Here is a 22,517-nt window from a genome sequence, read left to right on the forward strand (position 1 = left end):
GGGTCCGACACCGGCGGTGCGGCGCCGCCCGGCGGGGGCGCTTCGCCGGGCATCAGCCCAGGTCCTGCTGCGCCGCCTCGACCGCCGCCGCCATCGACGCCGCGACCTCGGCGGGGTCGGCGCCTTCGAACAGCGGCTCGGCCTCGGTGGCGAGGATCGTCTGGGAGAACACGATCCCGGCGAGCTCGGCGTCGCCGGTCCCCCAGCCCCAGCGGGTGAACTCCTCGGCGCCCGCTGCCATCCGGTCGACCAGCTCCGGCCCGTAGACCTGCGCGATCGACACCTCCTGCGTCTGGTCGTTGCCGAACGGCAGCGCCGCCCACGCGTCCAGGTACTCCGTGGACCCGGCCTCGGGCCCGGGCCGGACCGGGATGCGGCCCTCGGTCGCGGAGGCGAGGTTCTCCACGTACCCGTCGGTGAGCATGTACTCCACGAACGCCTTCGCGTCGGCGGTGTTCGCGCCCGCGGGGATGCCGTAGTTCGTGGTCTGCCCGTACACCGCGGGGGTCTCGGTCCCGTCGCCGGTGAACGTCGTCAGGTACGCGGTGTTGTCGGCGAGGAACCGCGGGTCGTCGGCGCACTCGGCGCACGCCACCGGGTTGTCGACGTCGAGCCCGGCCGCCTCGTCCACGAAGTGCGAGGAGAATAGGACCATCGCCGCCGACCCCGACAGGTACGCCGCCCGCGCCGCCTCCACGTCCATCTGCGCCGGCCCCGCCGCGGCGGCGAGCCGCTGGTAGTTCGCGAGCCCCTCGACGCACTCGGGCGAGTCGATCGCGACCTTGCCGTCCTCGGCGAGCTCGCACCCGAACGGCAGGAGCATCGACTCGATGCCCTCCTGCGTGTACACGTCCCCGGGGGTCGTGCCGATCGCGATGCCCGCCATGCCGTCCGACTGGAGCGCCTCGGCGGCGGCGACCAGGTCGGCCACCGACTCCGGCGGCTCCAGACCCGCGTCGGCGAACAGGTCGGTGCGGAACGCGACCATGTGCCCCCACCCGTCCGAGGGCACCGCGCTCAGCGCGCCGCCCACGGTGACCATGTCGAGCGCGGCCTGCGAGAACGTGTCGGCGCCGAGCGCGTCCACGACCTCCTGCGGCGCCTCGTCGTCCAAGAGCCCCTGCGCCGCCCACGCCGCCGTGCTCGACGGGTTGTGCGCGATGACGTCCGGCACCTCGCCCGAGGCCGCGCCGGTCACGAGGGTCTGCCCCATCTGGTCCGGCTCCAGCGGCACCATCTCGACCTCGATGCCGGTCGCCTCGGTGAACGCGTCGACCACGGGCTGCTGCGCGGCGATCCGCTCCGGCGTCGTGTACGGCGTCCAGAACACGATCGACCCGTCGCCCTCCTCCGACTCCCCGGGGCTGCAAGCCGATCCGGCGAACAGCAGCACCGCCGCCGCCATGCAGGTCATCATTGTCCTCATAGCCGCTCCTAAGGGGCGAATCGGCGCTTACAGCATCCAATCCGCACTATAGCGGCAGACCGTGTCCGAACGGTACCCCTGAGTACGTGCCAGTTCCGCGTCGCGGCCGCTCAGTCGCCGTCGAGGTCGGTCCGGTGGCGGGCGACCTTGAGTTCGTCGTCGTGCCATGCCATCTCGTAGAGCTTGCCGCGGGCGTTGGTGAAGGGGCGGTGGAGGATGAGCATGAGGGTGCCGTCGAAGGCGGTGAAGAGCATGCCGTGGCCGGAGTCGGCGCGGACGAGGGGTTCGCGCTGCTGCCAAGGGCCTTCGAGGCGGCCGGAGGGGGAGACGGCCCAGGTCTGGACGTAGTCGCCGTCGATGCCGCCCGCGGTGAGGCGGTTCTTCTCGTAGGTGGACCAGAGGCAGACGAGGGCGCCGCCGGGCGCGCGGTAGAGCTGCGGGCCGTCGGTGACGTAGGGGGCGATCTGGTGCGGGACGCCCGCGGGGAGCTCGCGGCTGAGCCAGGAGGCGTCGGAGCCGCGGAAGAGGACCACGGGGTCGCCCGCGACGGCGTCGAGGGCGTCGTTGAGCGGGAACGCCTCGACGGTGCCGTCGATGCGCTGGAGCCACTCGTTGGCGTACACCATCCACGGCTTCCCGGCGTCGTCCACATAGAGCGTCCCGTCGAGGGTCATGAGCTCGGCGGGGAGGATCGGCTTCTCGGGCTTGAGCATCCGGTACGGGCCGGTGAGGTCGTCGGCGACCGCGACGACCGTGGAGCGGCGGTAGTTCGCCACCGGGAACGGCGTGCCGTACTCGCCGGGCCGCGGGACCGGCAGCGGCGCATCGGTGTCGTGGAGGGTCGTGAACAGGTACCAGCGGCCGTTCCATCGGTGCACCTCGGGAGCCCAGGCGCCGTGGCGCGCCCACGGTTCCTGCTCGTCGGCGGTGAGGAACACCGGGACCGGATCGGACCAGTCGCGGAGGTTCGGGGAGCGGTAGACCATCGTGCCGGCGCCGGGCGTTCCGGACAGGTCGAGGTTCGAGGTGAAGAGGTGGTAGAGGCCGGTTTCGGCGTCCGCGACGACGTACGGGTCGTGCAGCGGCATGTCGGGCAGGTGCAGCGGGAAGTCGGTCGGCTCGCTCATGATGCAAACGCTATCAAGCGGGTGGGCGCGGTTGGAGCCGGTGATTTCGGCAGGCCGGGCGCGGGAGGATGTCACGGATTCGCGGGCTGTCTTGTCCCAGCTGTCGACGGGGCGGCACGGGCCGTCCCGCGGAACCGGAGGTGTGCAATGAAGATCGCTGTCATCGGCGGAACCGGGCTCATCGGATCGCAGGTCGTCAGGCTCCTGAACGAGGGCGGGCACGAGGCCGTGCCGCACTCGCCGTCCACCGGGGTGGACCTCCTCAGCGGCGCGGGGATCGCCGAGGCGCTCGCGGGGGCGGGCGCGGTCGTCAACCTGTCGAACTCGCCCGCGTTCGACGAGACGTCGATCGCGTGGTTCCAGACGAGCATGGACAACCTGCTCGCCGGGGCGCGTGACGCGGGGGTCGGGCACGCGGTGATCCTGTCGATCGTCGGCGTCGACCAGGTGCCGGAGCTGGACTACTACCGGGCGAAGACGCTCCAGGAGGACGTGCTGAAGGCGGGGCCGGTGCCCTACTCGATCGTGCGGTCGACGCAGTTCTTCGAGTTCATGGACGCGGTCATGTCGTGGACCTCCGACGAGCACACGGTGCGGCTGCCCGCGACACCCGTGCAGCCGATCGCCTCGGCGGACATCGCGCGGGCCGTCGCGGAGGTCGCGGCCGGCGCGCCGCTGAACGGGACCCGCGACGTCGCGGGGCCGGAGGTGTTCACGCTCGACGAGCTCGGGCGGATCACGCTCGAAGCGAAGGGCGACAAGCGAAACGTGGTCATCGACGACACGGCGGGCATGTTCGCGGCGGTGAAGGGCGACGCCCTCATCGCGGGGGACGACGCCGTCCTGTCCACTACCACTTATCGGGAGTGGCTGGCGCGCTAGCGGACCGGAACGCCGGGGCCGGGCGGCGCAGCCGCCCGGCCCCGGCGCGCCCCACCCGTCCTTGTGTTCGAGTCTTCGGTCGACCGGGTCAGTCCTGGAAGGCGGCCAGCTTTTCGGGGGCCACCAGCCATAGGACCTGGTCGATGCCGGTGTCGTTCGCGTTCACTGTCAGGGCCGCGTAGACGGCGTCGTTCTGGTGGAGGACCGCCCAGTGGAGGCCGGCGACCTCCTTCCAGGTGACCGTGACGTCCTCCCAGAGCCATTCGAGGGCCTTGAGGAACTTCGCGACGCGGGCGGCGCCGGTCAGTTCGCGGCGGGCGACCTTGACGGCGCCGTTGCCGTCGGAGACGTTCACGACGTCCGCCGCGAAGAGCCGCTCCAGGCCCTGCATGTCGCCCGAGCGGGCCGCCGCCATGAACGCCTCCAGGAGCTCGCGCTGCCCCTGGGGCGCCGGACGGGACCGGCGGCCGTCGGCGATGTGGCGCCGGGCCCGGCTCGCCAGTTGGCGGGCCGCGGTCGCCGTGGTGCCCAGGACGTCCGCGATCTGCCCGTACGGGTAGTCGAACGCCTCGCGGAGGACGTACGCGGCCCGTTCGTTCGGCGACAGCCGCTCCATCAGCAGCAGCGTCGCGTACTCCAGGGCCTCGCCGCGCTCCGCGCCCAGGTGCGGGTCCGCCGCGGTGTCGACCGGCTCGGGGAGCCACGGACCGATGTAGGTCTCGCGGCGCACCCGCGCCGACTGCAACACGTTGATCGACAGCCGCGTCGCGATCGTCGCCAGGAACGCCCCCGGCTCCGCCACCGACGCCCGGTCGTACGCCTGCCACCGCAGCCACACGTCCTGGACGAGATCCTCGGCCTCGCTCGCGCTGCCGAGCATCCGGTAGGCGATCCCGAACAGCCGCGGCCTCACCGCGGTGAACACCGCCGCGGCCGCATCGAGTCCGGAGTCGGACGATCCTTCAACGGTTGCCACCCGGCAATTTAAGCGCACCCGGGCGGGCCCGGCCGTCACGGAGTGAGCACCGTCTTGCCGTGGAGCCTCCCTTCGACGGCCCGGTCGTGAACGGCGGGAAGGTCGGCGATCGGGAGGCGCTCGGCCACCTCGATCCGGAGCTCTCCGGCGTCCACCAGGGAGACCAGGTCGGCGAGGCGGGCGGCGTCGCTCTCCACGTAGACCTGCTCGACCCGGATGCGCGGGGTCCGCGGCCCCGGAGTGGTGGCGCTGGCGAACGCGCCGCCGTCGGCGACCAGGCCCGCCAGGGCCGCGGTCGCCTCCGGGGTGTCGCGGACGAGTTGCAGGACCGCGTCGAAGCCCTCGCCGTCGAGGAGGTCCACGACCGGCGTCGCGGTGTGGTCCACGATCCGGTCCGCGCCCGCCGCGCGGACCCGCTCGATGCTGCGGGGGCTCGCGGTCGCGGTGACGACCGCCCCCGCGCGCTTGGCGAGCTGGACGGCGTAGCCGCCGACCGCGCCACCTGCGCCGTTGACGAGCAGGCGCTGGCCGGGCTTGAGGTCGAGGTGGTCGAAGAGGGCCTGGCGGGCCGTCAGCGCGACCGTCGGCAGGGCCGCGGCGTCCGCGAGCGGGACCGTGGCGGGCGCCGCGGCGAGGAGGGCGGCCGGGGCGGCCACGTACTCGGCGGCCGCGCCGGGCGCGGTGGGCGGGAGGAAGGCGACCACCGGGTCGCCGATGCTCCAGCCCGTGACGCCCTCGCCGGTCTCGGCGACGGTGCCTGAGACGTCGACGCCCGGGGTGTGCGGGAAGGCGATCGGCATGGCCTCCTGCATGATCCCCGCGCGGATCGCCGCGTCGAGGAAGTTGAACGAGGTGCCCGCGACCTTGATGACGACCTGGCCGGGGCCCGCAGTCGGGCGGTCGGCGTCTTCGAGGGCGAGGACGTCGGTGCTGCCGTAGGAGTGGTAGCGGATGGCTTTCATCGGTGGCTCCTTCGCATTTGTGCTTCGAGTTCGAAGCATCTGCGGACGAGCTTAGACTGCTTTGAATTCGAAGTACAAGGGTCGGGGTGCGTGATGGTCGGCACATTGCTTTGAATTCGAAGCAGGTAGGATTCACCGGTGAACGGACCTGAACTCGACGGCGTCGAGCTGCCCGAACCCCGGCAGCTGGAGGCCTACTTCGCGCTCACCGAGGCCGTGAGCCTCCTCCAGCACCACGTCGAGCAGCAGCTCCGCGCCGAAGGCGGCATCAGCAACGTCCAGTTCCAGATCCTCATGGCGCTCAACGGGGTCGAGCGCCTCACCATGACCGAGATCGCCGACGGCGTCGTCTACAGCCGCAGCGGCCTCACCTACCAGGCCGCGCAACTGGAGAAGGCCGGGCTCGTGACCCGCCGCCCCAGCCCCGAGGACGAGCGCGCCACCCTCGTCGCCATCACCGACCGGGGCCGCGAGACCGTCGGGAAGGTCCTCCCCGGGCACATCGAGGTCACCCGGCGCCTCCTCTACGAGGCCGTCCCCGCCGCCGACCTCGACCGCCTCGGCGACACCATGGCCCGCGTCCGCGACCACATCCGCGAAGAGCCCCCGCGCTCGGCCGCCCCCCGCAGGAGGCGGCACCCCAAGGGCTGACGGACGCTACCCCTCCTCGGCCAGGGCGTCGCCGGAGTCCGGGAGGAGGTCCGCGAGGGCGGTGCGGGCCCTGCGCGCGTCGACGTGATCGGGGCCGAGGACGCGGTCGAGGTCGGGGAGGGCCGCCCGGTACGCGGCGAACGCGGCGTCGACCTCGCCCGCCACCCGCAGCGCGGCCGCGTGGTCGGTGCGGGCCTTCAACGTGCGCTCGGCGTCGGCGCCGAAGACGCGGGCCGCGTCGTCGGCCAGGGACGCGAAGTCCGCGGCCGCCCGGGCGGCGTCGCCGGAGCGCTGGCGCCAGTGGGCGATGTTGCTGCGGACGGTGAACGTCGAGGCGTGGTCGGCTCCGAGGACGCGCAGGCGCGCTTCCAGGACCCGCTCGCCGATGGGGATCGCGACCTCCGGGCGGTCCGACTCGCCGTGCCAGTAGCCGGCCCATGCGAGCGCGTCGAGGGTGTCCGTGTGGTCGGCGCCCAGGTGCGTCTCGCACGCGGCGGCGAACCGCTCGGCGTACGCGACGGCGTCGGCGACCGGCCGGACCGTGCCGATGCGCCGGACCGCGTCGAACAGGACCGTGCTCGCGCGCTCGTCGGCGAACAGCGAGCCCTGCGTGTTCGCAAGCAGCCGTTCGACGTTGGCGATGAAGAGGGCACTGCCGGGGTCGTCCTCGCCCGGCCAGAGGTCGTGCATGGCGTACGCCGCGATCCGGATCGTCGCCTCGCGGCCCCGCAGCTCCAGGGTCTCGCCCGCCGCGCGCTGCACGAGCGGGTGGACGCGGACCGCGTCGCCGTCGATGTCGATGAGCGACAGCCGGTGCAGGTCCGCGAGCGCGTCCTCGACGTCGGCGCGGGTCGGCGGCGTGCCGGAGGGGCCGCTGGCGACGTCGGTGAAGGTCCGCAGGGCGCGGTCGGAGGTGAACAGGGCGAGCGGGATGCCGTCGGGGTCGAGGCTGCACGCCAGTTCCAGGACCGAGGAGGCGAGCCGGGGCAGGTCGTCGCGGGCGGCGCTCTTGACGACCGGGTGGATCGCGGCCGTGGCGGGCGCGGCGGTCTCGGGGACGGCCTCCAGGTAGCCGCGGCAGGTGGCGCCGGGGCGGTCGAGGAGGTGGGCGGCGGCGAGGGCGAGGGCGCGCGGGAGGTGGCCGAACGCGGCGGCGAGGTCGGCCGCGCCGTCGAGGGCGCGGGCGCTCAGGCGCCGCTCCAGGTAGGACGCGGACTCCTCGGGGGTGAACGGGCCGAGGCGGACGCGGTGGCCGTCGAGGGCGGCGCTGCGGACGTGGGTGGTGAGGATCGTCCTGCCGCGGGAGGTCTCGGGCGGCCAGAGCCCCGCGAGGTGGTCGGGATCGGTCACGCCGTCGAGGACGACGAGCCAGCGCGGCGCGTTCGGGCGGTCGAGCCAGTTGAGGAAGCGGGCGGCCGCGTCCTCGGCGTCGCCGGGGCCGTCGCCGCGCACGGCCGCCGCGGCTTCGGCGAACGCCGCGGCGATGCCTTCGCGGTCGGCGGCGGCGGCCCAGACGAGGAGGTCGAGTTCGCCTGCGTTCCAGACCTTCCGGGCGTACGCGGCGGCGGCCTCGGACTTGCCGGTGCCCGTCAGGCCGGTGAGGACGGTGGGGCCCTCTTCGGCGACCGGGACGTCCCGGTCGATCCGGGCGGGGGCGGCGTTGGGGATGCGGCCGACCAGGAGCGGCCCGTCGGCGAACGCGTGCGCCTGGAACGGCTGGTGCAGGTGCACCTCCTGCCCCTGGATGAGGTTGTGGACCTTCGGGTCGTTGACCGTGAAACCGGGTCTGGGGGCGGTGTTCTCGGGCATGGGGGCAGGGTACTCCGGGCGGGCGCGCGGAAGGGGGCGCCCGCGGGCGCCCCCTTCGCGTTCAGGTTCAGATCATGGGGTGGCGGATGATGTTCTCCTCGCGGCCCGGGCCGACGCCGACGACGGAGACCCGTGCGCCGCAGAGCTCTTCGAGGCGCTCGATGTAGGTCTGGGCGTTGCGGGGCAGCTCGTCGAACTTGCGGCACGCGGAGATGTCCTCGAACCAGCCGTCGTGGTACTCGTACACGGGCTTGGCGTGGTGGACGCCGGTCTGCGTCATGGGCATCTCCTCGACGCGCTCGCCGTCGACCTCGTAGGCGACGCAGATCGGGACGCGCTCCAGTTCGGAGAGGACGTCGAGCTTGGTCACGAACAGGTCGGTGATGCCGTTGACGCGCACGGCGTACCGGCCGAGGACGGCGTCGAACCAGCCGCAGCGGCGGCGGCGGCCGGTGGTGACGCCGTACTCGCCGCCCTTCTTGAGGAGGAACTCCCCGAACTCGTCGAACAGCTCCGTGGGGAAGGGGCCCGAGCCGACGCGGGTCGTGTACGCCTTGATGATGCCGATGGCGGTGGTGATCTTGTTCGGCGCGATGCCGGTGCCGACGCAGGCGCCGCCGGTGGTCGGGTTGGAGGAGGTCACGAACGGGTAGGTGCCGTGGTCGACGTCGAGCATCGTGGCCTGGGCGCCTTCGAGGAGGACGTTCTTGCCCGCTTCGAGGGCCTGGTTGAGCAGGAGGCGCGTGTCGGCGATGTAGGGCTTGAGGCGCTCGGCGTACCCGAGGTACTCCTCGACGACGGCCTGCGGGTCGATGGCCTTGCGGTTGTAGACCTTGACGAGGATCTGGTTCTTCTCGCGGAGGATCTGCTCCAGTTTGATGGAGAGGATCTTCGGGTCGAGGAGGTCCTGCACGCGGATGCCCTGGCGGGCGACCTTGTCGGCGTAGGCGGGGCCGATGCCGCGCCCGGTGGTGCCGATGCGGGCGCCGCCGAGGTACCGCTCGACGACGCGGTCGAGGGCCCGGTGGTGGGGCATGATGAGGTGCGCGTCGGCGGAGAGCTTGAGGTTCGAGACGTCGACGCCGCCGGCGGTGAGCTCGTCGAGCTCGGCGATGAGGAACTTCGGGTCCACGACGACGCCGTTGCCGATGACGGGGACGACGCCGGGGGTGAGGATGCCGACCGGGACCAGGTGGATCGCGTACTTCGTGCCGTCGGGGGTCACCACCGTGTGTCCGGCGTTGTTGCCGCCCTGGTAGCGGACGACGTAGTCCATCTCGGCGCCGAGCAGGTCGGTGACCTTGCCCTTGCCCTCGTCGCCCCACTGCGTTCCTACGACCGCGATCGCCGGCATCTGCCCATCCTCCCGGGAAGTTGATCACCCGATTACCTGCCAAGCCTACTTGCATTCGTTTATCTGGGGTCTCAGCAGGCCCAAGCACTATGAAGCGGGTCCCCGTCACACCGTAGAGTCGGTCGGGTGAACGTCGTCGTGTTGACACTCGTGGAGTCCGACTGCTCGAACCCCGGGCCGCGCACCCAGGCGCTGCACCTGGCCGACGAGCTGAAGGCCCGCGGCGCGAGCGTGCGGGCCGTGGAGGCGCGCACGCCCGAGGACGTGGACGCCGCCGTGGCCGACCCCCAGGAGCGGATCGTCCTGGCCGCCGACACCGACGAGCAGGTCAACGCGGTGGTCGCGCGCCTCACCCGGCTCGCGATGCCCGCGCCCAGCAAGCGGCCCGAGGGCCTCCCGGAGGGGCGCACGGTCCCGGACCTGCCCGCGCTCGCGGTGCTGCCGCTGGGGACGGTCCCGGGGATCGTGGTGCGGCTGGGCCTGCCCGAGAAGCCCGCCGAGGTCGCCGAGGCCGTGGCCGCCGGGGCGGTGAGGCGCACCGACCTGATGCGCCACGACGGCGGCGGCGTCGCGGTCGACGGGGTGCGCCTGGGCGGCGGCGACCGGCCGTGGCGAGGCGTGGTCAACCTCGACGACGTGGTCCTCGCCGACGGGTCCGAGCAGATCCTCGCGTGCGTGGTGGCCAACGCCGACGGGTACGCGGCCGCCGACGACATGGTCCTGGCCGAGCCGGACCCCGCGGACGGGAGGATCGACGTGGCGGTGGCCGTCCCGGTCATGGCCGGGCGGTTCAGGAAGCGCCTGCGCATCGAGGTGCGGCGCGCGAGGGGCCGCGCCGTCGCCGTCCACCCGGCCGACACCGTCACCTATGTGCAGGACGGCCTGGCCGGGCAGCTCGCCCGCAAGCGCACCTGGTGGGTCGAGCCCGGCGCCGCCGGGTGGTACGCGGCCTGAGACCCCAAGCGGCCGAACGGGACACCGCGATCCGACGCGCGGCCTCCTGCGTCGTATCGACCGCTGTGCCCGACCTCGCCACCTGATTGAAATACGATCGTTATCTAGGTGAGGCATGCTGGTCAGCGCCCACAAGGCAGCGTTCTTGCGAGAGCAGCGCGGGGTGCTCGACCCGGCGCACGGCGAACATGGAGGTGGCGGGCAGTGGCGGCGGCGTATACGAGTTTCGTGGCCATCGGCGACAGTTTCACCGAAGGGGTCGGCGATCCGGACCCCGACGGCGGACGCGACCGCGGCTGGGCCGACCTGTTCGCGGAGCGCGCGGCCGAGGAGTGGCCCGGGTTCGCGTACGCGAACCTCGCCGTCCGCGGCAGGCTCTTCGACCGGATCGTGGACGAGCAGGTCGTCCCCGCGATCCGGCAGAGCCCCGACCTCGTGTCGTTCGCGGCCGGCGCCAACGACGCGCTCCGGCCCGGCTACAACCACGTGCCCCTCGCGACGCGCGCGCACGAGGTGGTCCGGCTCCTCAAGGCCTCCGGCGCGCAGGTCGTGCTCTTCACGTGCGCGGACGTCACCCCCCACATCCCGGGGATGCGCATGCTCCGCAAGCGCTTCACGGACATGAACGAGGCGTACCGGAAGGTCGCCAAGCGCCACGACGCGATCCTCGTCGACCTGTGGGAGGACCGCGCGTTCGACGACCCGCGCCTGTGGGCCGTCGACCGCCTCCACATGAACACCCTCGGCCACCGGCGCGTCGCCCACGACGTGTGCCTGGCCCTCGGCGTCGCGCCCGACCCGGCATGGCTCGACCCGCTCCCCGACCTCCCGCGGCCCCGCCGCGAGATGAACGGCGTCCAGTGGGCCGGCAGGCACCTGGCCCCCTGGGTCAAGCGCCGCCTCACCGGCAAGTCCTCTGGGGACGCCGTCACCCCCAAACGCCCCGACCTCACCAAGGTGAAGTGACCGCCATGGCCATCATGTTCAAACTCCTCGCGATCATGGTCGTGATCCTGACCTGCGCGTTCTTCTTCGGACTGCTGTTCAAGAAGGGCCGGGGCCGCTGACGCGAGCCCTCCTCGGCGGATTCGCCTGCCCCTCTTCGGGGGTGGGCGTGGCGCTTCCGGCCGAGACAGGGCATCATGGTTCATTGTGGGACTCCTCCAGCGTCTGTTGGGGCGCCGGGACACACCTGATTCAGTGCCAGATCCCGCCGCCCAACCCGAACCTGCCTCCGAGCCCGGCAGCGCGCCCGGCGATGTGAACGAGCCCGGCGCGTCCTCGGGCGCGCTCGGCGACGCCGCCCCCGAGACCGGCCCGGACCCCTCCCCGGCCGACCTGGAGGAGGACAGCATCACCACCGCAGCGCCCGCGACCGGACTCCGGCTCGTGCCCGACCTCGCGCCCGACCCCCTGCCCGACAGCGCTGACGACGGGCCGCCGCCGGTGCCCGCGCAGCCCGAATCCACCGATGAGATCTTCGTGCCCGAACGGCCCCGCCGCGAACTGCTCACACTGGACAAGCCCGAGCCGCCCCGGCAGCCGGGCACCGGCCGCGACGAGATGATGCCGCGCATCGACTCCGAGGACCTCGACATCGCCGGGTCCCCGCGCGCCGACCTGCGCGCCGCCGGGCTGGCCGTCCCCAAGATGCACCAGCTCGTGCGCCGCGGCGACACCGCCATGTGGGCGTTCGGGGTCCGCGCGTCCGAGGCCCTGCGCTGGTGGCTCGACATCCGCCAGGCCGCCGAGCAGACCGGGTGGATGCCCGTGCTCCTCGGCGCGCCCGCCGAGTGGCGCGACAACGGCGAGGCCATCGTCCACGAAGGGGACGACGAGCTCGCGCGCGCCGACGAGATCGACGCCGCCGAACTGCTCCACGAGAAGGGCGCCGAGGCCGGGGAGCCCGCCCGCGGCGTCCCGATCCTGCCCCGCCGCGGCGACACCGACTTCGCCACGCCCCAGCAGGAGGGCCTGCTGGGCCTGGTGCAGACCGACGCGGGCTGGAAGATCCCCGCGATGTTCCCGTGGAAGGGCTCCACGAACTGGGAGCTGTACGGCGCCGAGCACGCCGCGGTCCTGCGCAGCTGGAACCGCCGCTTCGAGGCCGAGCTGGTCGCCATGACCTACGACGTCGTCGAGCTGTACGTGCCGCGCCCGCCCGCGCCCGAGGAGGCCATCGCCGTCGCCTCCGAGGCGTACGCGTACTGCCCCGACCTCCTCGACTCCGGCGTCCCCACCCTGGAGGACCTCGCCGAGCACATGATCCGGTCGAAGGCCTGGTACTTCCGGTGGGCCTAGGCCGCTAGTCACGCCTCGCGGCGGGCCGCCTCCATGCGGGGCGCCAGGCCGTCGAGGAACCGCTCCAGGGCGTACCGCATCGCCTGGTGGGCGGTGACGTCCCATGCGGACTCGTCGGCGAACCGCTGGATGTGCCGGTACATGCCGGACTCGAAGGCGCGGTTGAGGTACGGCTCCTGCTTCGCCCACCACTCGCGCTCGTCGGCGACCGGGGCCTCCTCGGCGCTGTCGCGCATGAGGTACTGGCGGGCCGTGCCCGTCACCAGGTTCATGATGGCCGTGATGACGAGGTTGACCTCCCGGTCGGGCAGGTCGTGGCCCTCGAACGCGCTGATCGCGAAGTCGTAGCCCGCCATGGAGTCCGGGCCGAACACGGGGCGGCGCTGGTTGATCTCCAGCAGCCACGGGTGCGCGCCGTACACCTCCCACGTGCCCTCGGCGAGCAGCTCCAGGCGGTCCCGCCAGCCCAGGCCCTCCAGCAGCGCCTCGTCGCCGTCGTTGCGCGAGACCCGGTCGACCATGAGGTCGATGAGCTCGTGCTTGCCCGGGACGTACCGGTAGATCGTCATGGCGCCCACGCCCAGCTCGGCCGAGACGCTGCGCATCCCGAAGCACGAGCCCTCGCGGTCGGCCACGGCGATCGCGGCCTCCACGATCCGGTCGACGGTGAGCTTCGGCTTCGGGCCCGGCCGGCTCGGCTGCGGCGCGAACTCGCGCCAGAGCAGCTCCAGGCTGCGTGTGGGGTCGCCCGCCCCCGTCTGTGGTGTCGCCATAGGGGCCTCATGATATCGCGCTTGCAAACCGGGTACGTCGTATGCTATTACTGGGTACAACGTACCCGATTCAGGGAGACCAGGCAATGACCACCACGACAGTCGAGGCCGCCGGCCTCGGCAAGCGATTCAAGGACACCGCCGCGCTCGACGGCTTCGACCTCGCCGCCGAGTCCGGCACCGTCCTCGGGCTCCTCGGCCCCAACGGCGCCGGGAAGACCACCACCGTCCGCATCCTCACCACGCTGCTGCGCCTCGACACCGGGCGCGCCGCGGTCGCCGGGTTCGACGTCGCCAAGGACGCCCGCCAGGTGCGCCGCCGCATCGGCCTCACCGGCCAGCAGACCGCCGTGGACGACCTCCTCACCGCCCGCCAGAACCTCGTCCTCTTCGGGAAGCTGTTCCGGCTGAACAAGACCCGCGCCAGGGAGCGCGCCGCGCAGCTGCTCGACCAGTTCGGCCTCGCCGAGGCCGCCGACCGCCAGGCCAAGCACTTCTCCGGCGGCATGAAGCGCCGCCTCGACCTCGCCGCCAGCATGATCCTCGCCCCGCAGGTCCTGTTCCTGGACGAGCCCACCACCGGCCTCGACCCCGCCGGGCGCCGCGAGGTCTGGGACGCCGTCTCCGGGCTCGCCGCCGACGGCACCACCGTCGTCCTCACCACCCACTACCTCGACGAGGCCGACCGGCTCTGCGACCGTGTCGCCGTCATCGACCACGGCCGCAACCTCGTGGACGACACCCCCGCCGGGCTCAAGCGCCGCATGGGCGCCGACCGGCTGGAGATCGTCGCGGCCGACCCCGCCGACCTCCCCGCGCTCCAGGCGATTGCGGCGAAGGTCGCCGACGGGGACGTCGCCGCCGGCGCCGCCTCCGTCTCGGCCGCCGTCAAGGACCCCGTCGCGGCCCTCACCGCCGCCGCCACCGCCGTGCAGGACTCCGGGATCACCGTCGCCGACATCGGCCTGCGCCGCCCGACTCTTGACGAAGCCTTCCTCGACCTCATCGGCGACAAGGAGAACCAGTGACGACCAGCCTCGCCCCGCTCCCCGACGAGACCCTCGCCGGGCGCATCAAGTGGACGCTCCACGACTACCGCGCCATCGTCGGCCAGGAGTTCACCCACATCCTGCGCCAGCCCGCGAACTTCGCATGGGCCCTGGGCTTCCCGATCGTCATGGTCCTGCTGTTCGTGTACGTCTTCGGCTCCGCCATGGACGTCACCGGCCAGGGCGCCGGCGTCGACTACGTCGCCTACGCCATGCCCGGCATGTTCGCCATGACCATGGCCTTCGGGTTCATGAACACCGCCACCGCCGTCGCCTACGCCAAGGAGAAGGGCTTCATCGACCGCGTCAGGTCCATGCCCATGGCCTCCTCCGCGGTCGTGGTGGGCCGCAACATCACCGACACCGTCCAGGCCGCCGTCGACCTCCTCGTGCTCAGCCTCATCGCCCTCGCCATCGGCTGGCGCTCCGGCGGCACGATCGCCGAGACGCTCGGCGCGTTCGCCCTCCTGCTGTGGCTGCGCTTCGCGCTCATCTGGATCGGCGTGTGGCTCGGCCTCCTGGTCAAGAACGTCGAGCAGGCCGGGACGCTCTTCGCCCTCGCGTTCCCCTTCGGCATGGTCTCCTCCGTGTTCACCCCGCCCGAGCTCATGCCCGGCTGGCTCGGGGCCGTCGCCGCCTGGAACCCCGTGTCCGCCACCGCGACCGCCATCCGCGAGCTGTTCGGCAACCCCGTCGCCGCCGGGACCTCCTGGCCCGAGCAGCACGCCCTCCTCGCCGCGATCGTCTGGCCGCTCGTCATCACCGCGGTGTTCCTTCCCCTGGGGGTGCGCCGCTTCCGCGACCTCGGCCGCTAGGGGCCGCACGGACCTGAAGGGAAACAGGAACGGGCCCGCGCCGCACTCCGGCGCGGGCCCTCCCGCATGTTACGAGTTTTATCGGTATCGATTCCGCACCGAAATCCGCAATTCCATGGGAGCGTTTGCGAAGACGATTGCGCAATCGATGTATTTATCCGTGCAATTCCGGCGATTCAGCGAAAGGCCCGGCCTGACAGCGCTTCCATTCTGCGCTAACGTTCTTCCACCGCGAGGCTCCCTCACCTCGGCCTCGCGTACCCGGCGCCCGGTCATCCCTCGACGGAAAGCAGAACCGACATGACCAAGAGGAGACACCTCCCCGCGCTCGCCGCCACCGCGGTGCTGGCGACCGCCGCGTGCAGCGACGACGAGCCCGCCGCCGAAGGCGACGCCGACCGCCTCGCGATCGACGACTTCCCGCGCGGCGAGACCCTGTACACCACCGGCACGGCCTGGGGGCCGCCCGGCGACTTCAACCCGGTCACCGCGGGCGGCGTCACCGGCCTCAACGGGCTCGGCTACGAGTACCTCTTCCTCTACGACGTCGAGGAGCAGGCCCTCACCCCCTGGCTCGCCGAGTCCGGGACGTGGACCGGCGAGCGCGAGTTCGAGCTCAAGGTGCGCGCCGGGATCGACTGGAGCGACGGCGAGTCGCTCACCGCCGAGGACGTCGCCTACACGTTCGAGCTGGGGAGGACCGAGGGCGTCCCCTTCGGCGGGGTCTGGGACTGGCTCGAATCGGTCGAGGTCGTGGACGAGCTCACCCTCGTGTGCCGCTTCACCGAAGCGCGCCACCAGGAATGGGACAACTTCCTGTACACCAACGAGATCGTGCCCAAGCACGTCTTCGCGGCCCTCGACCCCGAGGAGGTCCTCACCGGCGCCCTCGGCCCCGACCCCGTCGTCACCGGGCCCTACCGCGTCCACTCCTTCGACGAGGGGCGCATCGCCTGGGTCAAGCGCGACGGCTGGTGGGCCACCGAGGCGCTCGGCCTCGACGTGCGGCCCCGGTTCATCGTGGACCTCGTGACACCCTCGAACGCCGACATCCTCAACATGCTCATCGAGGGCCGCCTCGACCTGGCGAACAACTTCATGCCCGGCGTCGCCGACTTCCTCTCCGGCGACCCCGCGCTCACCACCTACTACGACAAGCCGCCGTTCATGGCCCCCGCGAACACGGCGATGCTCATCCCCAACACCACCCGCGCGCCCCTCGACGACCCGGAGTTCCGCCGCGCCATGGCCTGCGCCGTCAGCCCCGGGCAGATCGTGGACGCCGTCTACGGCGGCATGGTCACCGAGGCCCACCCGACCGGCCTCCTCCCGGTCTGGGAGCGCTACTACGACCCCGAGGCGCTCGAAGAGGACGGGTTCGTCTTCGAGCCGTCCCAGGCCGTGGCGATCCTCGGCGCCGCCGGGTACGCCGACGAGGACGGCGACGGGTTCGTGGAGGACCGCGACGGCCAGCCGTTCTCCCTGCGGCTCATCGTCCCCACCGGCTGGACCGACTGGGAGGACGCCGCCCGCTCCATCGCCTCCGACCTCGTGGACGCCGGGATCGACGTGCGCGCCGAGTCCGTGGACGCCGCCGACGTCGACGCCGCCCGCGCCGGCGGCGACTTCGATCTGCTGGTCAACAACGACAGCCGCCTCACCAACTCGCCGTGGAGCCACTTCCGGTACCTCTTCCAGCTCCCCGTCGCCGACGCCCAGCTCACCGGCAACTACTCCCGCTGGGAGAACGAGGACGCCTGGGAGCTCACGCAGGAGCTCTCCACCGTCGCCACCGAGGACCCCCGCTACCTGGAGATCATCGCCGAGCTGGAGCGCTTCGCGCTGCGCGACCTCCCGGCGATCCCCGTCTGGTACAACGGCGCCTGGTCCCAGGCCAGCAACGCCGTCTGGACCGGCTGGCCCACCGCCGACTCCGGCGCCGTCTACGCCAGCATGTGGGACGAGATGTGGGGCTTCGGCGCGGTCCGCATGCTCACCGGCATCACCCCCGTCGAGTTACCGGACGGGAACGGGCCCGCGCCGCCACCCGAAAGGCGGCGCGGGCCCTCTTCCATCCCCCCGGTCTTCTAGAACCCGATCCAGGCGGTCTCGGCGTAGCCGCCGCCGAGTTCGTTGGACTGCAGGCCCGCCGCGGAGAGGGTCCAGAGCTGGCCGCCGACGACGAGGGTGCGGACGACGCCCTCGCTGTAGGGGTCGTCGACCTCCTGCTCGATCCAGGCGGCCTGCTCGACCGTGTCGGCGCCGACGGCGAGGACGACGACCCCGGTGCGGCAGTTCGCGTAGTCGCGGCCCCAGTCGGTGACGGGCAGGACGGCGATCCCGGCGTCGTCCCAGTAGAGGAACGCGTGCGGGTCCCACTGGACCGAGGAGTCGGAGTTCTCGCGGAAGTACTGGTCGAGGACCGCCGCCTCCGGTGCGGCCGTGTCGAACAGGCTCACCTGGAGGCCGGTGGTGACGCCGTCCTCGGTGGCCTCCTGGCCCACGCCCAGGAGCCGGTCGGTCCCCACCGGGTGGAGGTACCCGGAGTAGCCGGTGATCTTCAGCTCGCCGGTGACGACCGGGTTCGCGGGGTCGGAGAGGTCCACGGTGTACAGCGGGTCGGTCTGGCGGAACGTCACGATGTACGCGGTGTCGGCGATGAAGCGGACCGCGTAGATCTGCTCGGTGACGCCGAGGTCGGTGACCGAGCCGGTCTCGGTGAGGGCCTCGTCCCCGACGGCGAACACCGTGACCGTGGACTTCGAGGGCTCGGGCTCGGCCGGGGCGACCTCGCCCGCGGCGAACCCGCCGTCCCACGCGCAGTCGGCGGCCGGGCCGCACCCGCCCCACCAGCCCCACACCGCGTCGTTCTCGGTGGTCGCGACCCGCAGGTGCCCGTCGTACTCGCTGAGCGAGTACTGGTTGAGCAGCGAGCCGGCCACCGTCGCCTCGCCCGCAAGGCGCGGCTCGCCGCCCTCGAAGTGGAACCGGTACAGCTCGGTCTCGGACTGCGGTTCCTCCCCGTCTTCCGCCGCGCCCCAGCCGTAGTCGTAGTGCGCGAGGTAGAGGCTCTCGGTGGTGCCGTAGACGGTGTCGCTGTCGGCCATCACGGTGTGCGGCTCGACGCCCTCCCAGCCGCCGTCGGCGCTGAGCCCGAACACGGTCACGGCCGAGCCGCTGAACCGGTCGGGGTGGGCGATGTCGCGGCAGTCGACCTCGCCGTCCTCGCCGTTGACGCTGAAGCCCGGCACCCAGTCCTCCAGGTCCGTGGCCGCCACGGCCGCCTTGAGGTCCTCCAGGTCGGCGTCGGCGTCGTACAGGACGTCCTGCACCGGCTCGATGCTCGGCTGCGATGACACCGCGAGGCGCACCTCCCCGTCCACCAGCCGGGCGTCCACCATGGACCCGTCCATGGCGAAGGTGTCGAGGACGGCCAGGGTCGCGGGGTCGAGCCGGTCGATCGTGAACTCGCTGTAGTACGCCTCGTCGTCCTGGCGGTCCTGCGTGTACATGACCAGCAGCTCGTCGTCGCCGAGGAACAGCTCGTGGTCCCAGGACATGTCGTCGTAGCGGTGCTCGGCGACGACCTCGCCGGAGCGGGTGTCGACGGCGCGCAGCTCGTTCTGGAGGACGCTGTAGACGAACGTCCCGTCGGTCTTGACGATGTCGGGCTCGTCGACCCCGGCGACCGCGTTGTTGGTCTGCGAGTAGGAGTCCGAGGCCGCGGCGGTCGGCGACTCGGCGCTGTCGCCCGCCGCGGACAGGTCGCCCTCCTCGCGGGCGACGCCGTCCTCGGCGAAGCCGCTCGCGAAGTACTCGCCGGCCTGCCACTGGGCCATCATCGCGACGGCCGCGTTCTGGATGCCTTCGAGGGCCTCGTCGCAGCCGCCGTAGGAGGCGAGCTGCGCGGAGGCGGGCACCCACGGGACGGCGTCGACGTCGAGGTCGACCTCGCCCTGAGGGGAGGTGCACCCGGCGGCGGCGAGGGCGGCCGCTCCGGCGAGTGCGGTGAGGAGTTTCGCTTTCATGCCGGTGGGACGCCGCCCGCCCCTCCCCGGTTCCCCCGGGCGCGAAAAAGGGCCCGGGAGTTCCAGGTCATGGCAGAGCTTGCGTGCCATAAATGAGCACAGTCCCGGGCCCCGTCTCGGGCGGCCGTCTCAACCCTTCGTGCCGCCCGAGGTCAGTCCGCTGATGAGGTGGCGCTCGGCGAAGCCGTAGAAGACCAGCGCGGGGAGCATCGCGAGCATGACGAACGCGAGGACCTTCGCCGTGTCGGACGCGTACTGGCCGCTGAACTGGGTGACGCCCAGCGGGAGCGTCCACCAGGTCGACTTCTGGAGCACCACGAGCGGCAGCAGGAACGAGTTCCATGAGCCGACGAGGGCGAGCACCGACACCGTTGCGAGCACCGGCCGCGCCATCGGCAGGAGGATGCGCGAGAAGAACAGCCACGGCCCGGCCCCGTCGATCGTCGCGGCCTCCTCGACCTCGGCGGGGATCGAGCGGAAGAACGTGCGCAGGATGATGATCGTCAGCGGCAGGCCGAACGCGGCCTGCGGGAGGATCACCCCGAACGGGCTGTTGAGCAGCTCGAAGCTGCGCAGGATGATGAACAGCGGCAGGACCGCCACCGCGAACGGGAACATCATGCCCGCGGCGAACAGCGTGAACAGGCCCTCGCGGCCGCGGAACGCGTAGCGCGCGAACACGAACGCGATCATCGCCGAGCACGCGACGACGATGAACGTGGTGACGAGCGCGATGAACACCGAGGAGAAGACCTGCCGCCAGAACGCGTCCGAGGCGAGCACGTCGGTGTAGTTCCCGGTGTTCCACGGGCTCGGCAGGCCCAGCGCGTTCTCGCGCAGCTGCTGGTTGTCCTTGAAGCCGCCGAGGAGCGCGAACAGGATCGGGGTCGCCACGAACGCGGTGGTGACGAACGCGGCGACGTAGAACCCGGTGTGCCGCAGGAGCCTCGCGCGGCGCGTGGTGACCTTCATGGGCGGGACCCTCCGGCGGTGGTGATGGACCCCTGGAGGTCGCGGTTGAGGACGAACCGCTGGTAGAACAGCGCGAACACGAGGCTGATGAGGAACATCGCGATCGACAGCGCCGACGCGTACCCGATCTGGTTGCGCTGGAAGCCCTGCTCATACATGGTGATCGCGAGGGTCTCGGAGGCGTGGAACGGCCCGCCGCCGGTGAGCACGTACACCAGGTCGAACAGCTGCACGCTGCCGATGACGGACAGGAACACGATCATGCGGACCGTGGGGCCCATGAGCGGCAGGGTGATCGAGCGGAACGCCTGGGCGCCGGTGGCGCCGTCGATGGCGGCGGCCTCGTACAGCTCGTCGGGGATGTTCTGGCGCCCGGCGAGGAACAGGATCATGTGGAACCCGAAGAACTTCCAGGTGAGGATGCCGAAGATCACGAACATGACGATGTCGCGGTCGGAGAGCCACCCGACTTGGGAGTCCACGCCGAGGTTCGCCAGGAGCGAGTCGGCGAAGCCGCGCCGCGGGGAGAACACGAGGCGGAACAGGACCGCGGTGACGGCCTCGGTGAGCACGTAGGGCACGAAGAACAGGAGGCGGAACGCGGTGCGCCCGGGGAACCGCTGGTGCAGGAGCATCGCCAGGCCGAAGGAGATCGGGAGCTGCACGATGAGCGACAGGACCACGATGAGGCCCAGGCGCCACAGGTCGCCGAGGAACACCTCGTCCTGGATCAGGTTCCGGAAGTTCTCCAGGCCCACGAAGTCGGTGGGGACGCCGCCGAGCCCGTTCCAGCGGAAGAACGCGACGTACGCGGCGAACAGCACCGGCACGATCACGAACAGCAGGAACAGGACCAGGCCGGGCGCGATGAACGACGCGAGGGTCCCCGCGCCGGGGCGCCCGGACCGCTTGCGGGGGCGGGTGCCCTCGCGGCGGTCCGGGCGCCCCGGGGAGACCCGGGGGGACTCCGTGGTCGTCACTCCTCGGCCGCCCACGCCTCGTTGACCATCGACACGAAGTCGTCGGGGGTCAGCTGGCCCAGGATGAGCCCTTCGGTGGCCTCGTTGATGACGCCGCCGATGGCCGGCGGGTACGCCTGGTCGAGGTAGAGCTGCGTGCCGGTGGCGGTGGCGAGCGCGTCCACGACCTTCTGGGTGTCGGCGTTCAGGTCCGGGGCGACGGCCGCGGTGTCGACGGCGACCGGGGTGAGGTTGCCCTCGGTGATCGCGCGGGCGTAGTTCTCGGGCTCCATGAGGTAGCACAGGAAGTCGAGGGCCTCGTCGGGCGCGTCCGCGGCGACCGCGTAGCCGTTGCCGCCGCCGAGCCACTCGGTGGTGGTCCCGGTGCCGCCCTCGACCGTCGGGAAGGGGAAGAACCCGAGGTTCTCGGGCCCGTCGGTGCCGGAGTTGTCGCGCTGGGCCTGCGGGGCCCACTGGCCCATGAGCTCCATGGCGGCGAGCCCTTCGCCCATGACCGCGGACTGGCCGTCGGCCTCGCCGTAGGTCGCGGACTCGAACCCGGGCTGGAACGGCTCCAGGGCGGCGAGGTCGGCGACCATCTGCCCGGCCTGGACGAAGCCCTCGCCGGAGAAGTCCCCGGCCTCGGCCGCGGCTTCGAGGCCGTCGAGGCCCACGGTGCGCATCACGAGGTAGGTCCAGTAGTAGTGGCCGGGCCACTGGTCGGCGCCCGCGAGGGCGATGGGGGCGATCCCGGCGTCCTTGAGGAGCTGGACGTCGGTGAGGAACTCGTCCCAGGTGGCGGGCGGCGCGTCGATGCCCGCGTCGGCGAAGAGGTCCATGTTGTACCAGAAGCCGACGACCCCGGCGTCGAACGGCATGCCGTAGAGCTTGCCGTCGATCGTGTAGGGCTCCAGGGCGATCGGGTTGATCTGGTCGATGCAGTCGAGCTTGCCGGTGAGGTCCTGCACGAGCCCGGCCTCGACCTGCTCGGCGAGGACGCCGCCGCCCCAGGTGTGGAAGATGTCGGGCACGTCGCCGGACTGGGAGGCGGTGCCCATGCGGTCCTTGAACGCCTGGTTCTCGATGGGCTGCACGTCGAACGTGACGTCGTTGTCGGCCCCGAAGTCGTCGGCGAACTCCTGCCAGGTGGACATGAGCGGGTCCTGGTTCTGGATGTGCCACCAGGTGATGTCGGCGTCGCTCTCGCCGCTGTCGCCGCACGCGGCGGCGGTCAGCGCGAGGGCTGCGGCCGCACCGGCCGCGACGAGCGCTCGGGGCCGGAGAAGGGGATTTCGCATCGGGCGCGTTCCTTTCGAGGGATGAGGGTACGTGCTTCCGGAAGTTTCAGAAGAAGTATCGGAAACTTTCGATGCGATCATGGTACCTGCGACGTCATGGAAAGTGAAGGGGGTCTCTATTCGCCATCCCATGCCGCGTAAGGGATCGGTAACATCGCTGCTGGCAGGAGGTGCGCCGCGG

General features: G+C 71.8%; 19 protein-coding genes. 8 read left to right on the forward strand and 11 right to left on the reverse strand.

Annotated elements, in window-relative coordinates; translation table 11 throughout:
* Window positions 1-52: 52 nt before the first annotated feature.
* Both ACFFXY_RS04325 and ACFFXY_RS04330 read right to left on the reverse strand, forming a co-directional pair.
* Window positions 53-1,426 (reverse strand): ABC transporter substrate-binding protein, encoded by a 1,374-nt coding sequence (locus tag ACFFXY_RS04325; RefSeq protein ID WP_382346189.1) that lies wholly within the window; start codon window positions 1,424-1,426, stop codon window positions 53-55.
* Between the two features lie 110 nt (window positions 1,427-1,536).
* The gene (locus tag ACFFXY_RS04330; RefSeq protein WP_382346191.1) at window positions 1,537-2,553 is read right to left on the reverse strand and encodes a glycoside hydrolase family 43 protein; all 1,017 of its coding nucleotides are present in this window, start codon (window positions 2,551-2,553) and stop codon (window positions 1,537-1,539) included.
* A 147-nt stretch (window positions 2,554-2,700) separates the two neighbouring features.
* Here ACFFXY_RS04330 and ACFFXY_RS04335 point away from each other — a divergent pair, with 147 nt between their 5' ends.
* The gene (locus ACFFXY_RS04335; RefSeq protein WP_382346193.1) at window positions 2,701-3,435 is read left to right on the forward strand and encodes an SDR family oxidoreductase; all 735 of its coding nucleotides are present in this window, start codon (window positions 2,701-2,703) and stop codon (window positions 3,433-3,435) included.
* Between the two features lie 88 nt (window positions 3,436-3,523).
* Here the strand turns inward: ACFFXY_RS04335 and ACFFXY_RS04340 are convergent, their stop codons facing one another.
* Both ACFFXY_RS04340 and ACFFXY_RS04345 read right to left on the reverse strand, forming a co-directional pair.
* Window positions 3,524-4,411, reverse strand: coding sequence for an RNA polymerase sigma-70 factor (locus ACFFXY_RS04340; protein ID WP_382346195.1), 888 nt, complete (start codon window positions 4,409-4,411; stop codon window positions 3,524-3,526).
* Between the two features lie 35 nt (window positions 4,412-4,446).
* Window positions 4,447-5,373 carry an NADP-dependent oxidoreductase gene (locus tag ACFFXY_RS04345; protein ID WP_382346197.1) on the reverse strand — a complete coding sequence of 309 codons (927 nt, stop codon included), beginning with the start codon at window positions 5,371-5,373 and terminating at the stop codon, window positions 4,447-4,449.
* Between the two features lie 138 nt (window positions 5,374-5,511).
* Between ACFFXY_RS04345 and ACFFXY_RS04350 the strand changes: the two genes are divergently transcribed.
* Window positions 5,512-6,024 carry a MarR family winged helix-turn-helix transcriptional regulator gene (locus ACFFXY_RS04350; protein WP_382346199.1) on the forward strand — a complete coding sequence of 171 codons (513 nt, stop codon included), beginning with the start codon at window positions 5,512-5,514 and terminating at the stop codon, window positions 6,022-6,024.
* Between the two features lie 6 nt (window positions 6,025-6,030).
* Here the strand turns inward: ACFFXY_RS04350 and ACFFXY_RS04355 are convergent, their stop codons facing one another.
* Window positions 6,031-7,833, reverse strand: a complete 1,803-nt coding sequence (locus ACFFXY_RS04355; protein WP_382346201.1) for a DUF7779 domain-containing protein — start codon at window positions 7,831-7,833, stop codon at window positions 6,031-6,033.
* Window positions 7,834-7,900: 67 nt separating this feature from the next.
* Window positions 7,901-9,187, reverse strand: a complete 1,287-nt coding sequence (locus ACFFXY_RS04360) for an adenylosuccinate synthase (RefSeq protein WP_382346203.1) — start codon at window positions 9,185-9,187, stop codon at window positions 7,901-7,903.
* A gap of 126 nt (window positions 9,188-9,313) precedes the next feature.
* Between ACFFXY_RS04360 and ACFFXY_RS04365 the strand changes: the two genes are divergently transcribed.
* The 3 genes from ACFFXY_RS04365 (at window position 9,314) to ACFFXY_RS04375 (ending at window position 12,442) form a co-directional block, all read left to right on the forward strand.
* On the forward strand, window positions 9,314-10,141 hold the full coding sequence (locus ACFFXY_RS04365; protein ID WP_382346205.1) for a diacylglycerol kinase family protein: 828 nt from the start codon (window positions 9,314-9,316) through the stop codon (window positions 10,139-10,141).
* Between the two features lie 228 nt (window positions 10,142-10,369).
* Window positions 10,370-11,107: an SGNH/GDSL hydrolase family protein gene (locus tag ACFFXY_RS04370; protein WP_382346207.1), complete on the forward strand. Its 738-nt coding sequence runs from the start codon at window positions 10,370-10,372 to the stop codon at window positions 11,105-11,107.
* A gap of 234 nt (window positions 11,108-11,341) precedes the next feature.
* The gene (locus ACFFXY_RS04375) at window positions 11,342-12,442 is read left to right on the forward strand and encodes a DUF4253 domain-containing protein (protein WP_382346209.1); all 1,101 of its coding nucleotides are present in this window, start codon (window positions 11,342-11,344) and stop codon (window positions 12,440-12,442) included.
* Between the two features lie 8 nt (window positions 12,443-12,450).
* On the opposite strand, the gene ACFFXY_RS04380 is transcribed toward ACFFXY_RS04375, so the two are convergent.
* Entirely contained in the window at window positions 12,451-13,215 is a 765-nt protein-coding gene (locus ACFFXY_RS04380; RefSeq protein ID WP_382346210.1) for a TetR/AcrR family transcriptional regulator, read from the reverse strand.
* Window positions 13,216-13,301: 86 nt separating this feature from the next.
* Between ACFFXY_RS04380 and ACFFXY_RS04385 the strand changes: the two genes are divergently transcribed.
* The 3 genes from ACFFXY_RS04385 (at window position 13,302) to ACFFXY_RS04395 (ending at window position 17,170) form a co-directional block, all read left to right on the forward strand.
* The gene (locus ACFFXY_RS04385; protein ID WP_382346211.1) at window positions 13,302-14,243 is read left to right on the forward strand and encodes an ATP-binding cassette domain-containing protein; all 942 of its coding nucleotides are present in this window, start codon (window positions 13,302-13,304) and stop codon (window positions 14,241-14,243) included.
* The gene (locus ACFFXY_RS04390; protein ID WP_382346212.1) at window positions 14,240-15,079 is read left to right on the forward strand and encodes an ABC transporter permease; all 840 of its coding nucleotides are present in this window, start codon (window positions 14,240-14,242) and stop codon (window positions 15,077-15,079) included. Before ACFFXY_RS04385 ends, ACFFXY_RS04390 begins: the two co-directional genes overlap by 4 nt.
* Window positions 15,080-15,379: 300 nt before the next feature.
* Window positions 15,380-17,170, forward strand: coding sequence for an ABC transporter substrate-binding protein (locus tag ACFFXY_RS04395; protein WP_382346213.1), 1,791 nt, complete (start codon window positions 15,380-15,382; stop codon window positions 17,168-17,170).
* On the opposite strand, the gene ACFFXY_RS04400 is transcribed toward ACFFXY_RS04395, so the two are convergent.
* The 4 genes from ACFFXY_RS04400 to ACFFXY_RS04415 all read right to left on the reverse strand — a co-directional run bounded on the left by ACFFXY_RS04400 (window position 17,167) and on the right by ACFFXY_RS04415 (window position 22,336).
* Entirely contained in the window at window positions 17,167-19,107 is a 1,941-nt protein-coding gene (locus ACFFXY_RS04400) for a beta-propeller domain-containing protein (protein WP_382346214.1), read from the reverse strand. The two genes, ACFFXY_RS04395 and ACFFXY_RS04400, sit on opposite strands and share 4 nt — an antisense overlap.
* 129 nt (window positions 19,108-19,236) lie before the next feature.
* Window positions 19,237-20,079, reverse strand: a complete 843-nt coding sequence (locus ACFFXY_RS04405) for a carbohydrate ABC transporter permease (RefSeq protein WP_382346216.1) — start codon at window positions 20,077-20,079, stop codon at window positions 19,237-19,239.
* Complete coding sequence (locus tag ACFFXY_RS04410) at window positions 20,076-21,059, reverse strand: carbohydrate ABC transporter permease (protein WP_382346218.1); 984 nt, start codon at window positions 21,057-21,059, stop codon at window positions 20,076-20,078. Before ACFFXY_RS04410 ends, ACFFXY_RS04405 begins: the two co-directional genes overlap by 4 nt.
* Window positions 21,056-22,336, reverse strand: a complete 1,281-nt coding sequence (locus ACFFXY_RS04415) for an extracellular solute-binding protein (RefSeq protein WP_382346220.1) — start codon at window positions 22,334-22,336, stop codon at window positions 21,056-21,058. Before ACFFXY_RS04415 ends, ACFFXY_RS04410 begins: the two co-directional genes overlap by 4 nt.
* Window positions 22,337-22,517: the final 181 nt, after the last annotated feature.

Origin of the sequence: Glycomyces mayteni (assembly GCF_042428885.1) — a bacterium.
Classification (GTDB): Bacteria; Actinomycetota; Actinomycetes; order Mycobacteriales; family Micromonosporaceae; genus Glycomyces; species Glycomyces mayteni.

What these genes read in the sequence shown, in the direction of transcription:
- ACFFXY_RS04345 (WP_382346197.1), bottom strand. Translation starts at nt 5,373, where the DNA reads ATGAAAGCCATCCGCTACCACTCCTACGGCAGCACCGACGTCCTCGCC.
- ACFFXY_RS04400 (WP_382346214.1), bottom strand. Translation starts at nt 19,107, where the DNA reads ATGAAAGCGAAACTCCTCACCGCACTCGCCGGAGCGGCCGCCCTCGCC.
- ACFFXY_RS04330 (WP_382346191.1), bottom strand. Translation starts at nt 2,553, where the DNA reads ATGAGCGAGCCGACCGACTTCCCGCTGCACCTGCCCGACATGCCGCTG.
- ACFFXY_RS04355 (WP_382346201.1), bottom strand. Translation starts at nt 7,833, where the DNA reads ATGCCCGAGAACACCGCCCCCAGACCCGGTTTCACGGTCAACGACCCG.
- ACFFXY_RS04325 (WP_382346189.1), bottom strand. Translation starts at nt 1,426, where the DNA reads ATGAGGACAATGATGACCTGCATGGCGGCGGCGGTGCTGCTGTTCGCC.
- ACFFXY_RS04335 (WP_382346193.1), top strand. Translation starts at nt 2,701, where the DNA reads ATGAAGATCGCTGTCATCGGCGGAACCGGGCTCATCGGATCGCAGGTC.
- ACFFXY_RS04385 (WP_382346211.1), top strand. Translation starts at nt 13,302, where the DNA reads ATGACCACCACGACAGTCGAGGCCGCCGGCCTCGGCAAGCGATTCAAG.
- ACFFXY_RS04380 (WP_382346210.1), bottom strand. Translation starts at nt 13,215, where the DNA reads ATGGCGACACCACAGACGGGGGCGGGCGACCCCACACGCAGCCTGGAG.
- ACFFXY_RS04395 (WP_382346213.1), top strand. Translation starts at nt 15,380, where the DNA reads ATGACCAAGAGGAGACACCTCCCCGCGCTCGCCGCCACCGCGGTGCTG.
- ACFFXY_RS04405 (WP_382346216.1), bottom strand. Translation starts at nt 20,079, where the DNA reads ATGAAGGTCACCACGCGCCGCGCGAGGCTCCTGCGGCACACCGGGTTC.
- ACFFXY_RS04415 (WP_382346220.1), bottom strand. Translation starts at nt 22,336, where the DNA reads ATGCGAAATCCCCTTCTCCGGCCCCGAGCGCTCGTCGCGGCCGGTGCG.
- ACFFXY_RS04360 (WP_382346203.1), bottom strand. Translation starts at nt 9,187, where the DNA reads ATGCCGGCGATCGCGGTCGTAGGAACGCAGTGGGGCGACGAGGGCAAG.